Consider the following 13,956-nt stretch of genomic DNA (forward strand, 5'->3'; position numbering starts at 1 on the left):
CGTTGAGAACTTTTGAGAACTATTCAGATCTGGGATCTACCGGAGGCGCAGCGCCTTCATGGCCCGGAGGCTCCGGCTCATGAACGCCGCGTACTTCTCGTCGTCCATGCCGAGCGACGGTGCCAACGGCAGCAGTCGCTGGTGGGCGACGGTCTGCGCCTCGGTGTACTTGAGGATGCCCTCGGAGCCGTGGCGGCGGCCGAGGCCGGAGTCCTTCATGCCGCCCATGGGTGACTGGACGCTGCCGTACGCGGCCCCGTAGCCCTCGTTGACGTTGACGGTTCCGGTGCGCAGCCGGGCCGCGACCGCGCGACCGCGCCGCCCGTCCTTGGTCCAGACGGAGGAATTGAGGCCGTACGCCGTGGAGTTGGCGAGTTCGACGACCTCGTCCTCGGTCTTGAAGCGGTAGAGGGAGACGACGGGGCCGAAGGTCTCCTCGGCGCAGACCGCCATGGGGGCCTCTACGCCGTCGAGGATGGTGGGCTCGTAGAAGTAGGGGCCGATGTCGGGGCGGGCGACGCCGCCGGCCAGCACCTTCGCTCCCTTGGCGACGGCCTCGTCCACGTGCCGGGTGACGGTTTCGAGCTGCCGCTCGCCGACCAGCGAGCCCATGTCGGCCCCGTACGCGAGGGACGTGCCGAGCCGCATCGCCTTGGTGCGGGCGGCGAACCGCTCCGCGAACACATCGGCGATGTCCTCATGGACGTACAACCGCTCGATGGAGATGCAGAGTTGGCCGGCGGAGGAGAAGCAGGCGCGCACGGCGCCTGCGGCGGCCTTGTCGACGTCAGCGTCCGCCAGCACCACCATGGCGTTCTTGCCGCCGAGTTCGAGCGAGACGCCGACGAGACGGGCGGCGGCGCCCTGCGCGACCTCGCGCCCGGTCCGCGTGGACCCGGTGAAGGAGACGTAGTCGGCGTGCTTGACGACCTCGGGTCCGACGACCGGACCGTCGCCGAGGACGACCTGGAAGACCTCTGCGGGCAGCCCGGCCTCGACGAGCAGGTCGCGGGCCCAGAGGGCGGTCAGGCAGGTCTCGGTGTCGGGCTTCATGACGACGGCGTTGCCCGCGACGAAGGCGGGGAGCGCGTCGCCGACCGACAGCTCCAGGGGGTAGTTCCAGGGCGCGATCTGGCCGACGACGCCACGCGGGTGACGCAGTTCGGTGACCTTGGTGAGGGTCGGGACGGCGCCGGTGTGCCCCTTGGGACGGAGATAGGAGGGGGCCTTGCGGCCGTAGTGCCGCGCGGCCACGACAACGGCCTGGACTTCCTCGTGCGCGTGCAGCCGGGCCTTGCCGGTCTCCAGCTGGATCAGGTCGAGGACCTCGGCCTGGCGGGCGAGCACGAGATCGTGGAAGCGGAGCAGAACGGCGGCGCGCTGCCGTACGGGGGTGGCGCCCCAGGCGACCTGCGCCTTGCGCGCCCGCTCGAACGCTTCCTGTACGTCCTCGGGGGTGGACTCGGGCAGATCGGCCAGCTTCTCCCCGGTGAACGGAGTGTGGTTGGCGGTCCGCCCGGATCCGACGACACCCTTCGTGAGCTGCGCGACCAGCTCGGGCGTGACGACGTCGGCGGCGGTGCGGGCGCCTGCGGGGGCGGGGGCGAGGGGGTTGGTGCCGACCATGGCGGCAGCGCCGGTGGCGCCTGCCGCGGCCGCTTCGTCGGTGCCCGTCCCGGCCGCTTCGTCGGTGCCGGTGTTTTCCGTGGCCTGCTCCGTGGCCTGCGAGTCCGTCATGAGCCGCAGGGTATGCCCGACCGCGCCCTTTGGGTACCCGTGAGTAATCCGCCTTCACCGAGTGCTCACACGGCGCCAGTGATCGCTGGCAACGAATGCGCTGATCAGGGCGTTGTGGGCGCGGCGATCACGAGTTGGTCACTCCCCAGCCAACACTTGGCGATCCCTTTAATCTTGCTCTCCTACTCCAGCGCCACTTCAGGCGCACCCGGAACACACCTAAGGAACACCCAAAGATGAAGAGATTCACGCTGCCGCGTACCGGCATCGCAGCGGCCGCGTCGGTGCTCTCGCTCGCCCTGGCCACCGGCTGCTCCGACAGTGGATCCGACTCCGGGGACGGTGACAAGGCCACGGGCGGCAAGGAGTCGACGGCCGCCGCGAAGGTGCTGAGCAGCAGCGAGTTGGAGAAGGCGATCATCGCCACGGGCGACGTCGACGGCTTCGAGGTCACCTCGGCCACGGACTCCGAGCCATTCGCGTCCTCCAAGGAGAAGGTCAAGGTCGTCGACGAGAAGTGCGCGCCGATCGCGTACGTCCTCACCGGGTTCGCGCCCGGCGACTCGGAGGCCGCGTACCTCAACCGCCAGGTGACTCCGGCCACCGAAGAAATCGCGCCCAGCGCGACCTCCTCGGACAGCCTGGAGGACTCGCTGGATTCGATCACCGACGCCCTCAACAGCACGATGACGATCGTCTCGCTCTCCTCGTACGAGGGTGACGGCGCCCAGGAGACCCTCGCCTCGGTCTCCGAGGCGGTCGAGGGCTGTGCGAGCGGGTTCACCGTCGCGGCCGGCAGCGACACCCAGAAGTTCACGAAGGTGGCGTCCGAGAAGGCATCCGGAAGCGGCGACGAATCGGTCGCGTTCGCGGTGACCGGCGACGCGGAGGGCGACGAGGTCGTGGTGAAGGGCGAGGTCGTACGCCATGGCAGCACGGTCGCCACGTACTACTCGATAAACCTGGCCGCCTTCTCCGGCGAGGCGGGAGCCGGCACGGCCGACTACGACGTCCCGGCGGAGATCATCGAGGCCCAGGCGGCGAAGCTCAGCTGAAGTCCCAGCTGATGAGGCTCAGCTGAAGTCCCGGCCGGCCAGGCTCAGTTGGACGCCTTGGCCGGCCGCGGGCTCCTCACAGCTTGTTGATGTCCAGGTTCGCGATCGCCGTCTTCGCGACCTCGCGGCCGCGCTCGGTGAAGTCGCCCTTGCCGGGGTAGCTGATCGTGAGCTTGTACATGTCGCCCTTGGACGTCTTGTAGTAGAAGATCTTCAGCTCGCGGGGGCGGGGGTTCTGGCTGTCGGTGGTCGTGTAGACCACGGTGTTCTCGGCAGACTTCTTGCCTTGGTACTTGGTCTCTTTCGGGTCCGTCTTCGTCGGGTTCTCGGGCATGCTGAGCTCGTACGCGCCGCTCTCCTTGAACTCGTCGTCGTCGGCGTACATTTCGGCGGCGGAGTTCCCCTTGATCTGACCGCTGGTGTCCTCGGCCTTCTTGGCGAGGTTCAGGCCGATCCAGATGCTGCCGCTGAAGTCCGAGTACGTGACCCAGTTCTTGTCCGTGTCGTCGGCGTCCGGCTTGCCCACCTGGTAGTCCGCCGGCACCGCCAACGTCGCGCCCAGCGCCTTCTGTTCGCGCAGCTTCCAGCCGTCCGGCAACGGCCCCGCGAACGGATCCGCGACCACCAGGTACGCCGCCACCGCCGCGGCGACGATCGCCGCACCGAGGCCGATCAAGGTCTTGCGCCCGACACGGATCCCCTTGCCGCCCTCCGGCCCCTCGATCCGTACGACCTGCGTCGGTGCCGGAGCGGGCGGCCGCTCGGCCGCCTCCAGGAGACTGCGGACCCTGGCCGCGTCCGGGCGGCGGGACGGCTCCTTGTCCAGCAGGCCGTTGATCGTCTCGGCGAGCGGGCCGTTCGCCGAAGCGGGCGCCGCAGGCGTGGAGTTGAGGACGGACTGGAGGGTCGCCGGGGTGTTGCTGCGGCGGAAGGGCGAGACGCCCTCGGTGGCCGCGTAGAGCACGACGCCGAGGGACCAGAGGTCACTCGGCGGGCCCGGGCGCTGCCCCAACACCCGTTCCGGTGCGATGTATTCGGGCGATCCGACGAAGCCGCCCGTGTCCGTGAGGCTGGTCTCGCCCTCGATCTGGGCGATGCCGAAGTCGGTGAGGACGACGCGGCCGTAGCGGCCGAGCAGGACGTTGTCGGGCTTCACGTCGCGATGCAGGATGCCCGCCGCGTGCGCGGCCTCCAGGGCACCGAGAACCTCAAGGCCGACACGCGCCGCCTCGCGGACTCCGAGCGTGCCCTCCTGGAGAGCGTCACCCAGCGAGCGGCCCTGCACCAACTCCATGACGATCCAGGGCTGTCCGTCCACGACCGCGACGTCGTGGACGTTCACGACCGACGGGTGATCGAGGCGAGCCGCGGCGCGTGCCTCGCGGCGCATGCGCTCAAAGGCGTTGGCGCGTTCGCGCTCGGGAAGGTGATCCGGAACGCGGGGTTCCTTGACGGCGACCTCGCGGTCCACCGTCTCGTCCTTGGCCCGCCAGACCGTGCCCATCCCGCCGTGACCGAGCTTGGAGAGGAGACGGTAGCGGCCTGCGATGAGACGTCCCACGCCCGGGTCCTGCTGCGCGTGACCCGGATCCTGCCGCGTCTGCTGCGCCTGCTGCTCCGGGACGACCTGGGTCGGCGTGGCGTACGGGTTACCGGGGTAGGGCACACCCGCCTGCTGCCCCGGCAAACTCTGGCGCGGCGGTTGCAGACCGAAACTCGTTGGTTCATCGGCCCCGTAAGGGACTCCCCCGTTGTCACTCATGGGTCCATCCATATCGCGGCAAGCGCTCCGGCATCCAGCCCCGTCGCTTTCCAGTCACAGACCCGTGACGCGAACCACCCTTTATCTCCCCTTTATGCGGGTACGGAGGTGCCCGCTACGACGGTACGAAGCTGTCCACCGCCACGTCGAGGTACTCCTTCGCCTCCCTCGCCCTCCCGACCGGCGCCGACACCCACACGTCGTACATCCGCCCGCCCTCCTCCCAGCACAGGTCGTACGTGTGCCGCGCGCCCTCCGCCTCGGTGAAGCCGTTCCAGGTGAACTCCCAGAAAGCGGCGGGCTGTCCGCCGTGCGTGGCCGAGGTGACGGCGGCGTCGCGGTAACCCGGGTTGGTGGAGGGCCCCTTCGCGTCCCCGCGCCGCATCACCTCGAGCGGGCCGCCCGGTTCGGGATCGGACACCTTGATGCCGAGGCGGAAGGTCTTCCCCGGCGACATGTAGAAGACCCGCTCCCCTTGCGGTTCCCGGGTGAAGTCGTCGGGCACGGCGAGCGTGAACCCGTTCGGATCCTGCGCGGTGCGGTACCCCGAGGGCACCGTCCGGGCGACAGGACTCACGGGCGGGCTCGAGCCCGACGCACTCGCCGACGTTCCCGGCGCCCCGGTCGTCGACGTACCGCTACGGGTCGCGCTGGGCGTACTCGACGTGCTCACCGCACTCGAAGGAGCCTGCGTACCCCCGCCTCCGCCTCCACCGCCGTCGTTCATCAGCAACGCCGCCGCCGACACCCCCGCCCCCGCCATCGCGGCGACCAGCGCGGCAGCGACAAGGATGCCCCGCGTGGAGCGCTGCGCCACGGGAAGCGGAGCGGAGGACGACGAGGTTGATGACAAGGACGGCGGGGCAGGCGCATCCTTCCTCACCGGTACGTCCCGTTGCGTGGGCGTGTACCCGGCCGCAAGCCGCGGCGTACGCCCCGTGTCCCGGAACGCTCGCAGCATCCGCTCCGCCTCCGCCGCGTCGAGCCGCCGCTCGGGATCGCGCTCCAGCAGCCCCCGTACGACGGGAAGCAGGGCCGCGGCCTGGGCCGGCGGCCGGATCTCGTCCATGACGACCGCGTGCAGAATGCCGCCCAACGAGTCGCGGTGGAACGGCGATTCGCCACTCAGGACGGTGCACAGCAGCACGCCCAGCGACCACAGGTCGGACTCGGGGCCCGTCCTGGCCCCGGCCATCCGCTCGGGCGCGGTGTACTCGGGCGAACCGACGAACGCCCCGCTCTCGGTGAGTGTCGTGGCGCCCGCGACCTGGGCGATGCCGAAGTCGGTGAGGACGACCCTGCCTTCCTCGGCCATCAGCACGTTGGCGGGCTTGAGGTCCCGGTGCAGGACACCCGCGTCGTGCGCGCGGCGCAGCGCGCCGAGGAGGCCGATGCCGATGCGGGCGGCCTCGCGCGCGTCGACCGGACCGCGTGCGGAGATCCGCTCGGCGAGCGAGCCGCCCTCGATCAACTCCATGACGATGTACGGGCGTTCGTCGTCCTCGACCACGTCGTGCACGACGATGATGTGCGGGTGCCGCAGCTGAGCGACGGCACGGGCCTCGCGCAGGGTCCGGTCCCGCTGCTGGCGGGCCTCGTCCGCGGAGAGTGTGGTGTCGAGGGCGATCTCCTTGACCGCGACCTGGCGGCCGAGCAGTTGGTCGGTCGCACGCCAGACGACGCCCATGCCGCCCCGCCCGATCCTGGCCTCCAGCCGGTAACGGCCGGCGATCACCCGGACGTTGTCCCCCTCGGTCCCCATGCGTCCCATCATGCCGCAATGGAGCCCGGCCCTCCGGGTCGGCGACCGGCGGTGGCTGTATCCGGCCGTGCCGCTGTGCGGCGCTTCCCTTGCCCGGCGTCGCTATTCGGCCGCGGGGCGCCAGCCCTTCAGAACCGTGTCGAACTGCTCGCGCGTGGTGGCCCAGTCCGCCGCCGGCGCTGACATGTAGATCACGTACTCGACGCCGTCCCGGCTGAGATATGTCTGCTCGATGGCGCGGCGCGGCCCGGGGAACGAGGTGTCCTTCGCCAGCGCGGTCCAGGTGAAGTCCCACAGCGCGCCGTCGCAGTCACGGAAGGTGTTGGCCTCCATGCTCACCCGGTGGTAATCGGCCAGCTTCATCAACTGCTGTTCCAGGTCCACCTGGTGCAGGTACGGGTTGTCGAAGTCCGGCGAATCGTCCACTGCGATGCGTACGAAGTGCTCGCCGCCGTCGGGTGTGTAGTCGATCTGGGTGCCGTCGAGCTGCCGCTCCCAGCCCTTGGGCAGGGCGAGGCTGAAACCCTCGGGGTCGTCCACGCGCACCCAGCCCTCGGGCAGGGCACCGGTCGCCGGCCGCCCGCTCTCGCTGGCCTGCGGGCTGGGGGTGGCGCTCGGCTCCTCCGTACCCGCCGATTCCCCGCTACCGCCGGGTTCCTCGCCGCTGGTGACCCCGCCCGCGCCCGTCCGCCAGTCGTCCGCGTACTTCATGACCACGGCACCGCCACCACCGACGAGCGCGGCCGCTACGACGACGAGGGCGATGGTGCGACCCCGACGCCGTTTCCTGGGGCCGGCCGGGACGGGCGTGGGGTAGGACAGGGCCTGGGGCTGGGTCCCACCCGGGACATGGGGTGCCAAGACATGGGGTGCCGAGACATGAGATGCCGAGTGATCGGGTGCCGGGACATGTGTGGTCGACCCATGTGCAGGGGTGGTCGACCCATGTGCGGGGGTGGTCGACCCATGTGCGGGTGTCGTCGCCCCATGTCCGGGAGCGATGCCGCCACCGAAGGAATGATCCACCCCGGTTTCCACATGCTGCGTCGGCACGAACGCCTGCGCCGCGCTCGGCCGCCGTCCCTCCGCCGCCTCGGCGAGCATCTGCTCGGCCTCCGAGGCAGTGGGCCGTACGGCGGGATCCTTGCGCAGCAGCGCGGTGATCACGGGCCCGAGCGGACCGGCGTACTCGGACGGTTCGGGCTCCTCCTCGACAACGGCCTGCATGGTGCTCAGCGGCGAGGTGCGCCGGAACGGCGACCTGCCCTCCACCGCCGTGTACAGCGTCGCGCCCAGCGCCCACAGGTCGGAGGCCGGACCGGGATCGTGGCCGCGCACCCGCTCGGGGGCCAGATAGTCGACCGAGCCGACGATCTCGCCGGTGCGCGTGAGGGTCGTATCGCCCTCGACCTGTGCGATCCCGAAGTCGGTGAGCAGTACGCGCCGGTCGGCGGACAGGAGTACGTTCCCGGGCTTCACGTCACGGTGCAGCACGCCGGCGGCGTGCGCGGCCCGCAGCCCGCGCAGCACCCACAGCCCGATCCGCGCCGCCTCGGCCGGTTCGACGCGCCCCCGCTCCTTGACCTCGTCGGCCAGCGAGTTGCCCTCGACCAGCTCCATCACGATCCACGGCCGGCTGTCGTACTCCAGGACGTCGTGGATGGTGACCACGGCCGAGTGGTTGATCCGGGCGGCTGCTCTCGCCTCGGCGTGCGTGCGGGCGAGCATCGGGGCCAGGTCGCTCTCGGCGACGTAGAGCGCGGCGGTCAACTCCTTGATAGCGACCGGGCGGTGCAGCACCTCGTCGTGCGCACGCCACACCCGGCCCATGCCGCCGCTGCCGATGGATTCGGCAAGCCGGTAGCGGCCCGCGAGGAGCAGGCCCTGCATCTGATTCACGTTTCCCCGCAATGCTCTTGACAGGGTCAGACTAAGGAGCGGCCCCCGCACAGGGAACCGCCGTGGCCGTACGGAAACCGCACTGTGACGGTTATCCCTTCCGCGCGCACAAGGGAACCAAAGGGAGCCAGGGGGTTACGAAGGCCTCGGCCGACGCCCTGAGACGGTGTCACCTCGTGACCTGATGTCACCCCGTGACCCGATACGTCCCCGAAGCCTGCTCGTACAGCCGCGTGACCTCGTCCCGTTCGGCCTCCGGGCCGCGCACCTGCACCACGTGGTAGCGCCCCTCGATGATGATCGCGAGATTGCGCACGAAGAGCTCGTGCCCTTCGCCGTCGGTCCAGGTGAACTGCCCCTCGGCCATGGCAAGGCCGCCCACGTCGATCCGCCGCATCCCGCTGGAAGTGGCCCAGGTCGAGTCGCGGAACGGCTGCAACTCTCCCTCCCGCTCCCGCTGGTACGTCATCGGATCGCTGCCGTACGTGCTCGTGCTGTCCCGCCCGGGTACGAGGATGAGCTCGAAGTCGCCGTTGGAGTAGACGACTTGGCCGTTCCCGTTCTTCGCCGCACGGTCCCAGCCGTTCGCCACGGCCACCTGGAAGCCCTCGGCGTCCTCGCGCAGCGTGAAACCCTGGGCGACATCGGGGTCGTTGGACCCTGGACTCGTCGAACTGGACGATGGCGAGGGGCTCTTGTCTTCACCCGGCGAGGTCTGGTCGGGGCGCGGCTCGCTGCTCGCACTCCCTCCCGCGCCGGTGTCGGGGGCGGGACTGACGTCTCCGGCGGAACCGGTCCGCTCGTCGTCCGTGCCGCTGTTCGACCCGGACTTGGGCATGAACACCATGGCGTACGCGATCGCCGCGGCCAGCAGGAGCAGGATCAGCAGGACGAGGTTCCGCCCGAGCCGTCTGGGCTTGGCCTGCTTGTTCTGCTTGGCCCGCTTGTGCCGGGCGTGCGGGCTGGTCGCGGGCAGCCCGGCGCGGCGCCTGCGGACGAGCTCGCCCCGTCGCCGTACGATCGGCAGTCGGCTGGGGTTGACCGGGGGCGCGGCGACGACATGCGCGCCCGCCTCGGCCTCCGGCGCGGACCGCACCAAGGAGCGCAGCCAGCCGCGCAGTTCCTCGAAGTCGAGCCGCTCGGTGGGGTCCTGGCGCAGCAGCGACTCCACGACGGGCCTCAGCGGCCCGCACTCCTCCGCGAACGCGGGCGGCTCCGCGCACACGAGCTGCACCAGCTCCGCGGTGTTCTCCTCCGGATAGGGCGCATGCCCCTGAACGGCCCGGAAGAGCAGCGCACCCAACGCCCACAGGTCGGTCGCGGGCCCGATCGGCGCCGCCAACTGCCAGTTCTCATGCACCGGCCCGGCCTGCTCGGGCGCCCACCGCTCGGTCACGGGCCCGACCACAGCCATCCGCGCCTGCCGGGCCCGCTCCGCAGCGAGCGCGGTGGCGGGACCCCGGCGCGGGGGCCCACTGGCGACGATCTGGTCCCAACGGGCGGTCTGGCCTTGGGGGGTGGTGGCGGGGGTGCCGGGAGCCGGGGTGGGTGCGGGTGCGGGAGCGGGAGCGAACGGTTGGCCGGGTACGAGGGCGGGAGCGCTGTTGTCCGAGGACGGGGGCGCGCCGGTTGGAGCGCCGCTTATCGGGAGGGGGCTGGTGGAGGTACCGCTCCCGGAGTACATGCCGGGTGAGTTGTCACTCCCGGTGTAACTCCCGGTGTCACCCCCCGGGGCCGCCATCCCGCCGCTCGCGGCTCCAGGAAGCGCGGGGCGTCCTTCGACGCCGCCACCGGTTCCGGTTCCCGTGGCGGTTCCGCTGCCGCCGCCGCTGCCGCCGCGGGGCTGGGCGCCATGCCAGGAGTTGGAGTGCCCGACTCCGTACGGGTCGGCTATCTGCCCGGGGGGCGCGGTGTTGGGACGGTGTTCCGTGCCGTGGCTGGGGACCTGGTACGAACCCTGAGCTTGGGCCGGGCTGTGGCCGGGCGCTTGGGCCGGAGCCTGTCCATGCCCAAGCCCCTGGGCCGGGACTTGCCCGCGGCCAAGACCCTGGGCCTGGGCCTGGGCTTGGCCACCGTGCCCAGGAGCCTGCGGGAACCCGCTGCCCCCGCTCCCCCCGGATGCCTGCGGGAACCCGCTGTACCCGGCGACCTCGTGCCCGGATGTCTGCGCCGTCTGCGCCGCGCCCTGCGCCTGGCCTTGGGCCTGAACCGGAGATTGTGCCTGGAACGGAGACTGTGCCTGAACCGGAGACTGCGCCTGGGCCGCCGACGCATCGGCCTGCGCCGAAGGCCGGGCCGCAGGCAGCGCCGCCCGACCGCCCCGCTGCTCTTCGTGCACGCGGGCCGCGGCACGCGCTCCGGCACGGTACGCGGCAATGGCCCCGGCGCGCGCCGCACGCATGTCGCTCCCAGCGCCACCCCCAGGACCCCCGGCGCCACCCGCGCCCGCGGCACCTCCAGCGCCGCCAGTTCCTCCAGCCCCCCGTGCTTCAAGTGCGCGCGGCCCTACACCCGCAGCCGCCTCCGCGGGCCCCCCACGCTTGGCCCGAGCCTCGATCGCAGCTCGCCGCGCGGCCTCGGGATCTCCCCCAGTCGCAGCACCGCCTGCTCCGCCGCCACCCAACGCCCCGGACAGCCCAGACGCCCCACCAGGACCGAACCCATGCGAAGCACCACCACCGGCACCACCTGAAAGCCCAGTCCCCGCACCCCCGGGACCACCCGGCCCGCCCGGCCCACCGGCTCCAGCACCCCCACCCCGGACGTCACCCTCGAAGTCCCGCACCGGCACAGGGTCATACCCGCACAGCGCCTCCTCCGCGGCCCCGGCCGCAAGGCCGGTCAGCATCACGCGGCCGTCGTCGCAGACGAGCACCGTGCGCACGGTGATGTTCCGGTGCACCCACCCGTGAGCGTGCAGCACCCGCAGTGCGGCGAGGACATCGGAGGCGATCTCGGCGGCCCGATAGGGACTGAGCGGCCTCTCGGCGAGCAACGCGTCCAGCCGCCTCGCCGCCACCAACTCGCTGACGATCCACAGCGACCCGCCCTCGGCGAACACGTCGAAGACCTGGTCGAGCCGGGGATGGTCGGGTATCTGGGCGGCAGCCTGCGCGGCCTCGATCGCCCGCCGTACGGCAGGTTCGGTGGGCCTGCGCGTGGTCCTCGCGGACGCCCGGCGCACCCCGCCGTCCCGCGCCACGAACCCCTCGGGCAGCCCGTCCGCGTCGAGCACCTCGGCCTCGACGACCTCCGGCAACGGCACCTGCCGGACCAGGACTTCCTGCCCGCTGTAGGTGTCGTACGCCCGGGTCTCGGCGAGTTCGTACTCGTCGGAAGGCGGCAGGGGCAAGCGGTAACGGTCGGCGAGAATCCGTCCCGCGTACTCGTCCACAATGCCTCCCTCGGCCGCCCGGTTGGTCAATTCCGTTCGCCTTGCGTCCCGTTGTGGTTCCGTACGGTCCGCAACCACTCACGATACGTGCCGGAGGCAACCCGCAAAGTAGGGATGCGATATCTCAGGGTGCTCATGCATGGCGGAACGTCACATCGGCGAGCGGTACGTCACGACTTCGGCTGGAACGTCTCGGTGAACTGCTTCCACGTGTCCTCACGCAGATCGCTGTCCCAGTCGGCCGCCTTCGCCGTGTACATCAACGCGTACCCCTGGCTCGAGTTGACGACGAAGCCGCGGTCGATCGACCGGTACTTCGTGCCGCCGTCCTCGTAGGTGAACTCCCAGTCGGCCGTGTTCCAGCCGCGGTAGTCCACCTTCTCTATTCGCACCCGCTTGTACTGCGACCGCGTCATGTACTGCTCTTGGTTCTCCCAGTCCGCGACCGGGTCGTCCTTGGGCGTGGTCGTCCACCCGATCAGGAGCTTCTGCCCGTTGGGACCGGTGAGCCGGGCACCCGCCGAGTCCGTGGACACGTACTTCCACCCCTCCGGCAGCACGATCGAGAACCCTTGACTGCTGGTGTACGGCGTTCCGTCCGCCGGGTCAGAGCCCTCGTCGTCGCCGTCCGACCCGCTCGACGTACCGGCACTGGCGCTGGTGCTCGGCGTGCTGCCCGAGCCCGCCTCCCCGGCCGCACCTGTGGCCGAGTCGTCCGCCCCGTCACCGCTGTCCGTGTGGGCGCCGCTGCTCTCCTCGCTGCCGCTTCCGGCGGTCGCCCCGCTGGACGCGGACTTGGTGTCACCGCTCTTGGAGTTCGAGCTGTCGTCACCCCCGTTGAGGGTCAGGGCCAGCACGGTGCCGAGCACCGCCAGCGCCACGACCACCGCGATGATGATCAACGTCCGCCGCGGCACCACATCCGTCAACGGCGCCCGAGGCACCGGCCGCGGCGGCCGCTCCGGAGCCACCGGCCACCCGGAAGCCTTGCCGGCGGTCGCGGAGTCAGCAGGCGCATCAGCCGAGACGGAAGCGGAGACGGCAGTCGCGGCAACAGCACCGTCCTTCTCCGACCCAGGTCCGGAAACAGGTGCGGACACATGCGTGGCCGCCTCCGTACCCGTGCCCGGATCAGTACCCGTACCCGTACCCGTACCGGCAGTTGCCCCCGAACCCCCGGACTTGGCCCGCGCCGTCGCAGCCGCACCGGCCGCAGCCGTGGCCGCCCCGGCCGCCGAGGCAGCCTTCCGCACGGAACGCATCGCCCCGCGCAGCCGCTCCCCGGCCTCCTCACCCCGCTTGGCCCCGGAACCGCCCGAGCCACCCGAGCCTCCGGAACCCGAACCACCCTTGCCGGACCCCTCGTCCGGCACCGGCGGCAACGCCACGACCTTCGTCGCGTCCGGCGGCTCCGGCGCGGTCGGCCTGGGCTCGGGCGCGCGCAGCACCTCGGTGAGCATCGCGCTCGCACCCTCGACGTCGAGCCGCTGCTCGGGGTCCTTGGCGAGCAACCCGTAGATCACGTTCTCCAGCGGACCCGCGTTCTTCGGCTGCTCCACCGGCTCGGTCATCACCGCGGTGAGCGTCGCGATCGCGGAACCCTTGTCGTACGGCGGCACGCCCTCAACCGACGCGTACAGCAGACCGCCCAGCGACCACAGGTCGGCGGCGGGCCCGGGCTTGTGACCGCGCGCCCGCTCCGGCGAGATGTACGAGGGCGCGCCGACGAGCATGCCCGTCGAGGTGATGGACGGGTCGCCCTCGACCTGCGCGATCCCGAAGTCGGTCAGCACGACCCGGCCGTCCTCGGAGATCAGCACGTTCGACGGCTTCACGTCCCGGTGCAGGATGCCCTCCCGGTGCGCCGAACGCAGCACATCGAGAATCGCCAGCCCGACCTCGGCGGCCCGCACCGGCGTGAGCAGGCCGTCCTCGCGGATGACCTCGGCGAGCGACTTGCCCTCGACGAGCTCCATCACGATCCACGGCCGGTTGTCCTCGTCGACCACGTCGAAGACCGTCACCGCGCCGTTGTTACGGATCCGCGCGATCGCCTTGGCCTCACGCAGCGTGCGCGTGATCAGCCGCCGCTTCTCGTCCTCGTCGATGCTCGACGGGAACCGCAGCTCCTTGACGGCGACCGTGCGGCCCAGGGTCTCGTCCTTGGCCCGCCACACGGTGCCCATGCCGCCGCGGCCGAGAACATCCCCCAGCCGGTAGCGCCCGGCGAGGAGACGTTCGCTCTTGTCCTGACGGGATGCTCCCGCCCGCTCCGCCTCCGACATGCGTCCCCTCAAGCAACCCGCCCTGACAGAGCCTTCATTGTCCCTCACCGGACAAGTGAACG

The 13,956-nt window shown here is 71.0% G+C and carries 7 protein-coding genes; 1 reads left to right on the forward strand and 6 read right to left on the reverse strand.

Annotation, left to right across the window (positions count from 1 at the left end):
• Positions 1-36: 36 nt before the first annotated feature.
• Positions 37-1,626, reverse strand: a complete 1,590-nt coding sequence (locus tag OG246_RS03815) for a succinic semialdehyde dehydrogenase (RefSeq protein ID WP_266463844.1) — start codon at positions 1,624-1,626, stop codon at positions 37-39.
• A 347-nt stretch (positions 1,627-1,973) separates the two neighbouring features.
• On the opposite strand from OG246_RS03815, the gene OG246_RS03820 reads away from it, so the two are divergent.
• Positions 1,974-2,792, forward strand: coding sequence for a hypothetical protein (locus tag OG246_RS03820; protein WP_266455801.1), 819 nt, complete (start codon positions 1,974-1,976; stop codon positions 2,790-2,792).
• A gap of 76 nt (positions 2,793-2,868) precedes the next feature.
• On the opposite strand, the gene OG246_RS03825 is transcribed toward OG246_RS03820, so the two are convergent.
• The 5 genes from OG246_RS03825 to OG246_RS03845 all read right to left on the reverse strand — a co-directional run bounded on the left by OG246_RS03825 (position 2,869) and on the right by OG246_RS03845 (position 13,894).
• Complete coding sequence (locus OG246_RS03825) at positions 2,869-4,458, reverse strand: serine/threonine-protein kinase (RefSeq protein ID WP_266455804.1); 1,590 nt, start codon at positions 4,456-4,458, stop codon at positions 2,869-2,871.
• Between the two features lie 211 nt (positions 4,459-4,669).
• Positions 4,670-6,316, reverse strand: coding sequence for a serine/threonine-protein kinase (locus OG246_RS03830; RefSeq protein ID WP_266455806.1), 1,647 nt, complete (start codon positions 6,314-6,316; stop codon positions 4,670-4,672).
• Positions 6,317-6,418: 102 nt separating this feature from the next.
• Positions 6,419-8,206 (reverse strand): serine/threonine-protein kinase, encoded by a 1,788-nt coding sequence (locus tag OG246_RS03835; protein WP_266463847.1) that lies wholly within the window; start codon positions 8,204-8,206, stop codon positions 6,419-6,421.
• Between the two features lie 196 nt (positions 8,207-8,402).
• Positions 8,403-11,609, reverse strand: coding sequence for a protein kinase (locus tag OG246_RS03840; protein WP_266455808.1), 3,207 nt, complete (start codon positions 11,607-11,609; stop codon positions 8,403-8,405).
• A gap of 170 nt (positions 11,610-11,779) precedes the next feature.
• The gene (locus OG246_RS03845) at positions 11,780-13,894 is read right to left on the reverse strand and encodes a serine/threonine-protein kinase (protein ID WP_266455811.1); all 2,115 of its coding nucleotides are present in this window, start codon (positions 13,892-13,894) and stop codon (positions 11,780-11,782) included.
• Positions 13,895-13,956: the final 62 nt, after the last annotated feature.

The sequence above is a fragment of the Streptomyces sp. NBC_00620 genome (genome assembly GCF_026341825.1).
Taxonomy (GTDB): domain Bacteria; phylum Actinomycetota; class Actinomycetes; order Streptomycetales; family Streptomycetaceae; genus Streptomyces.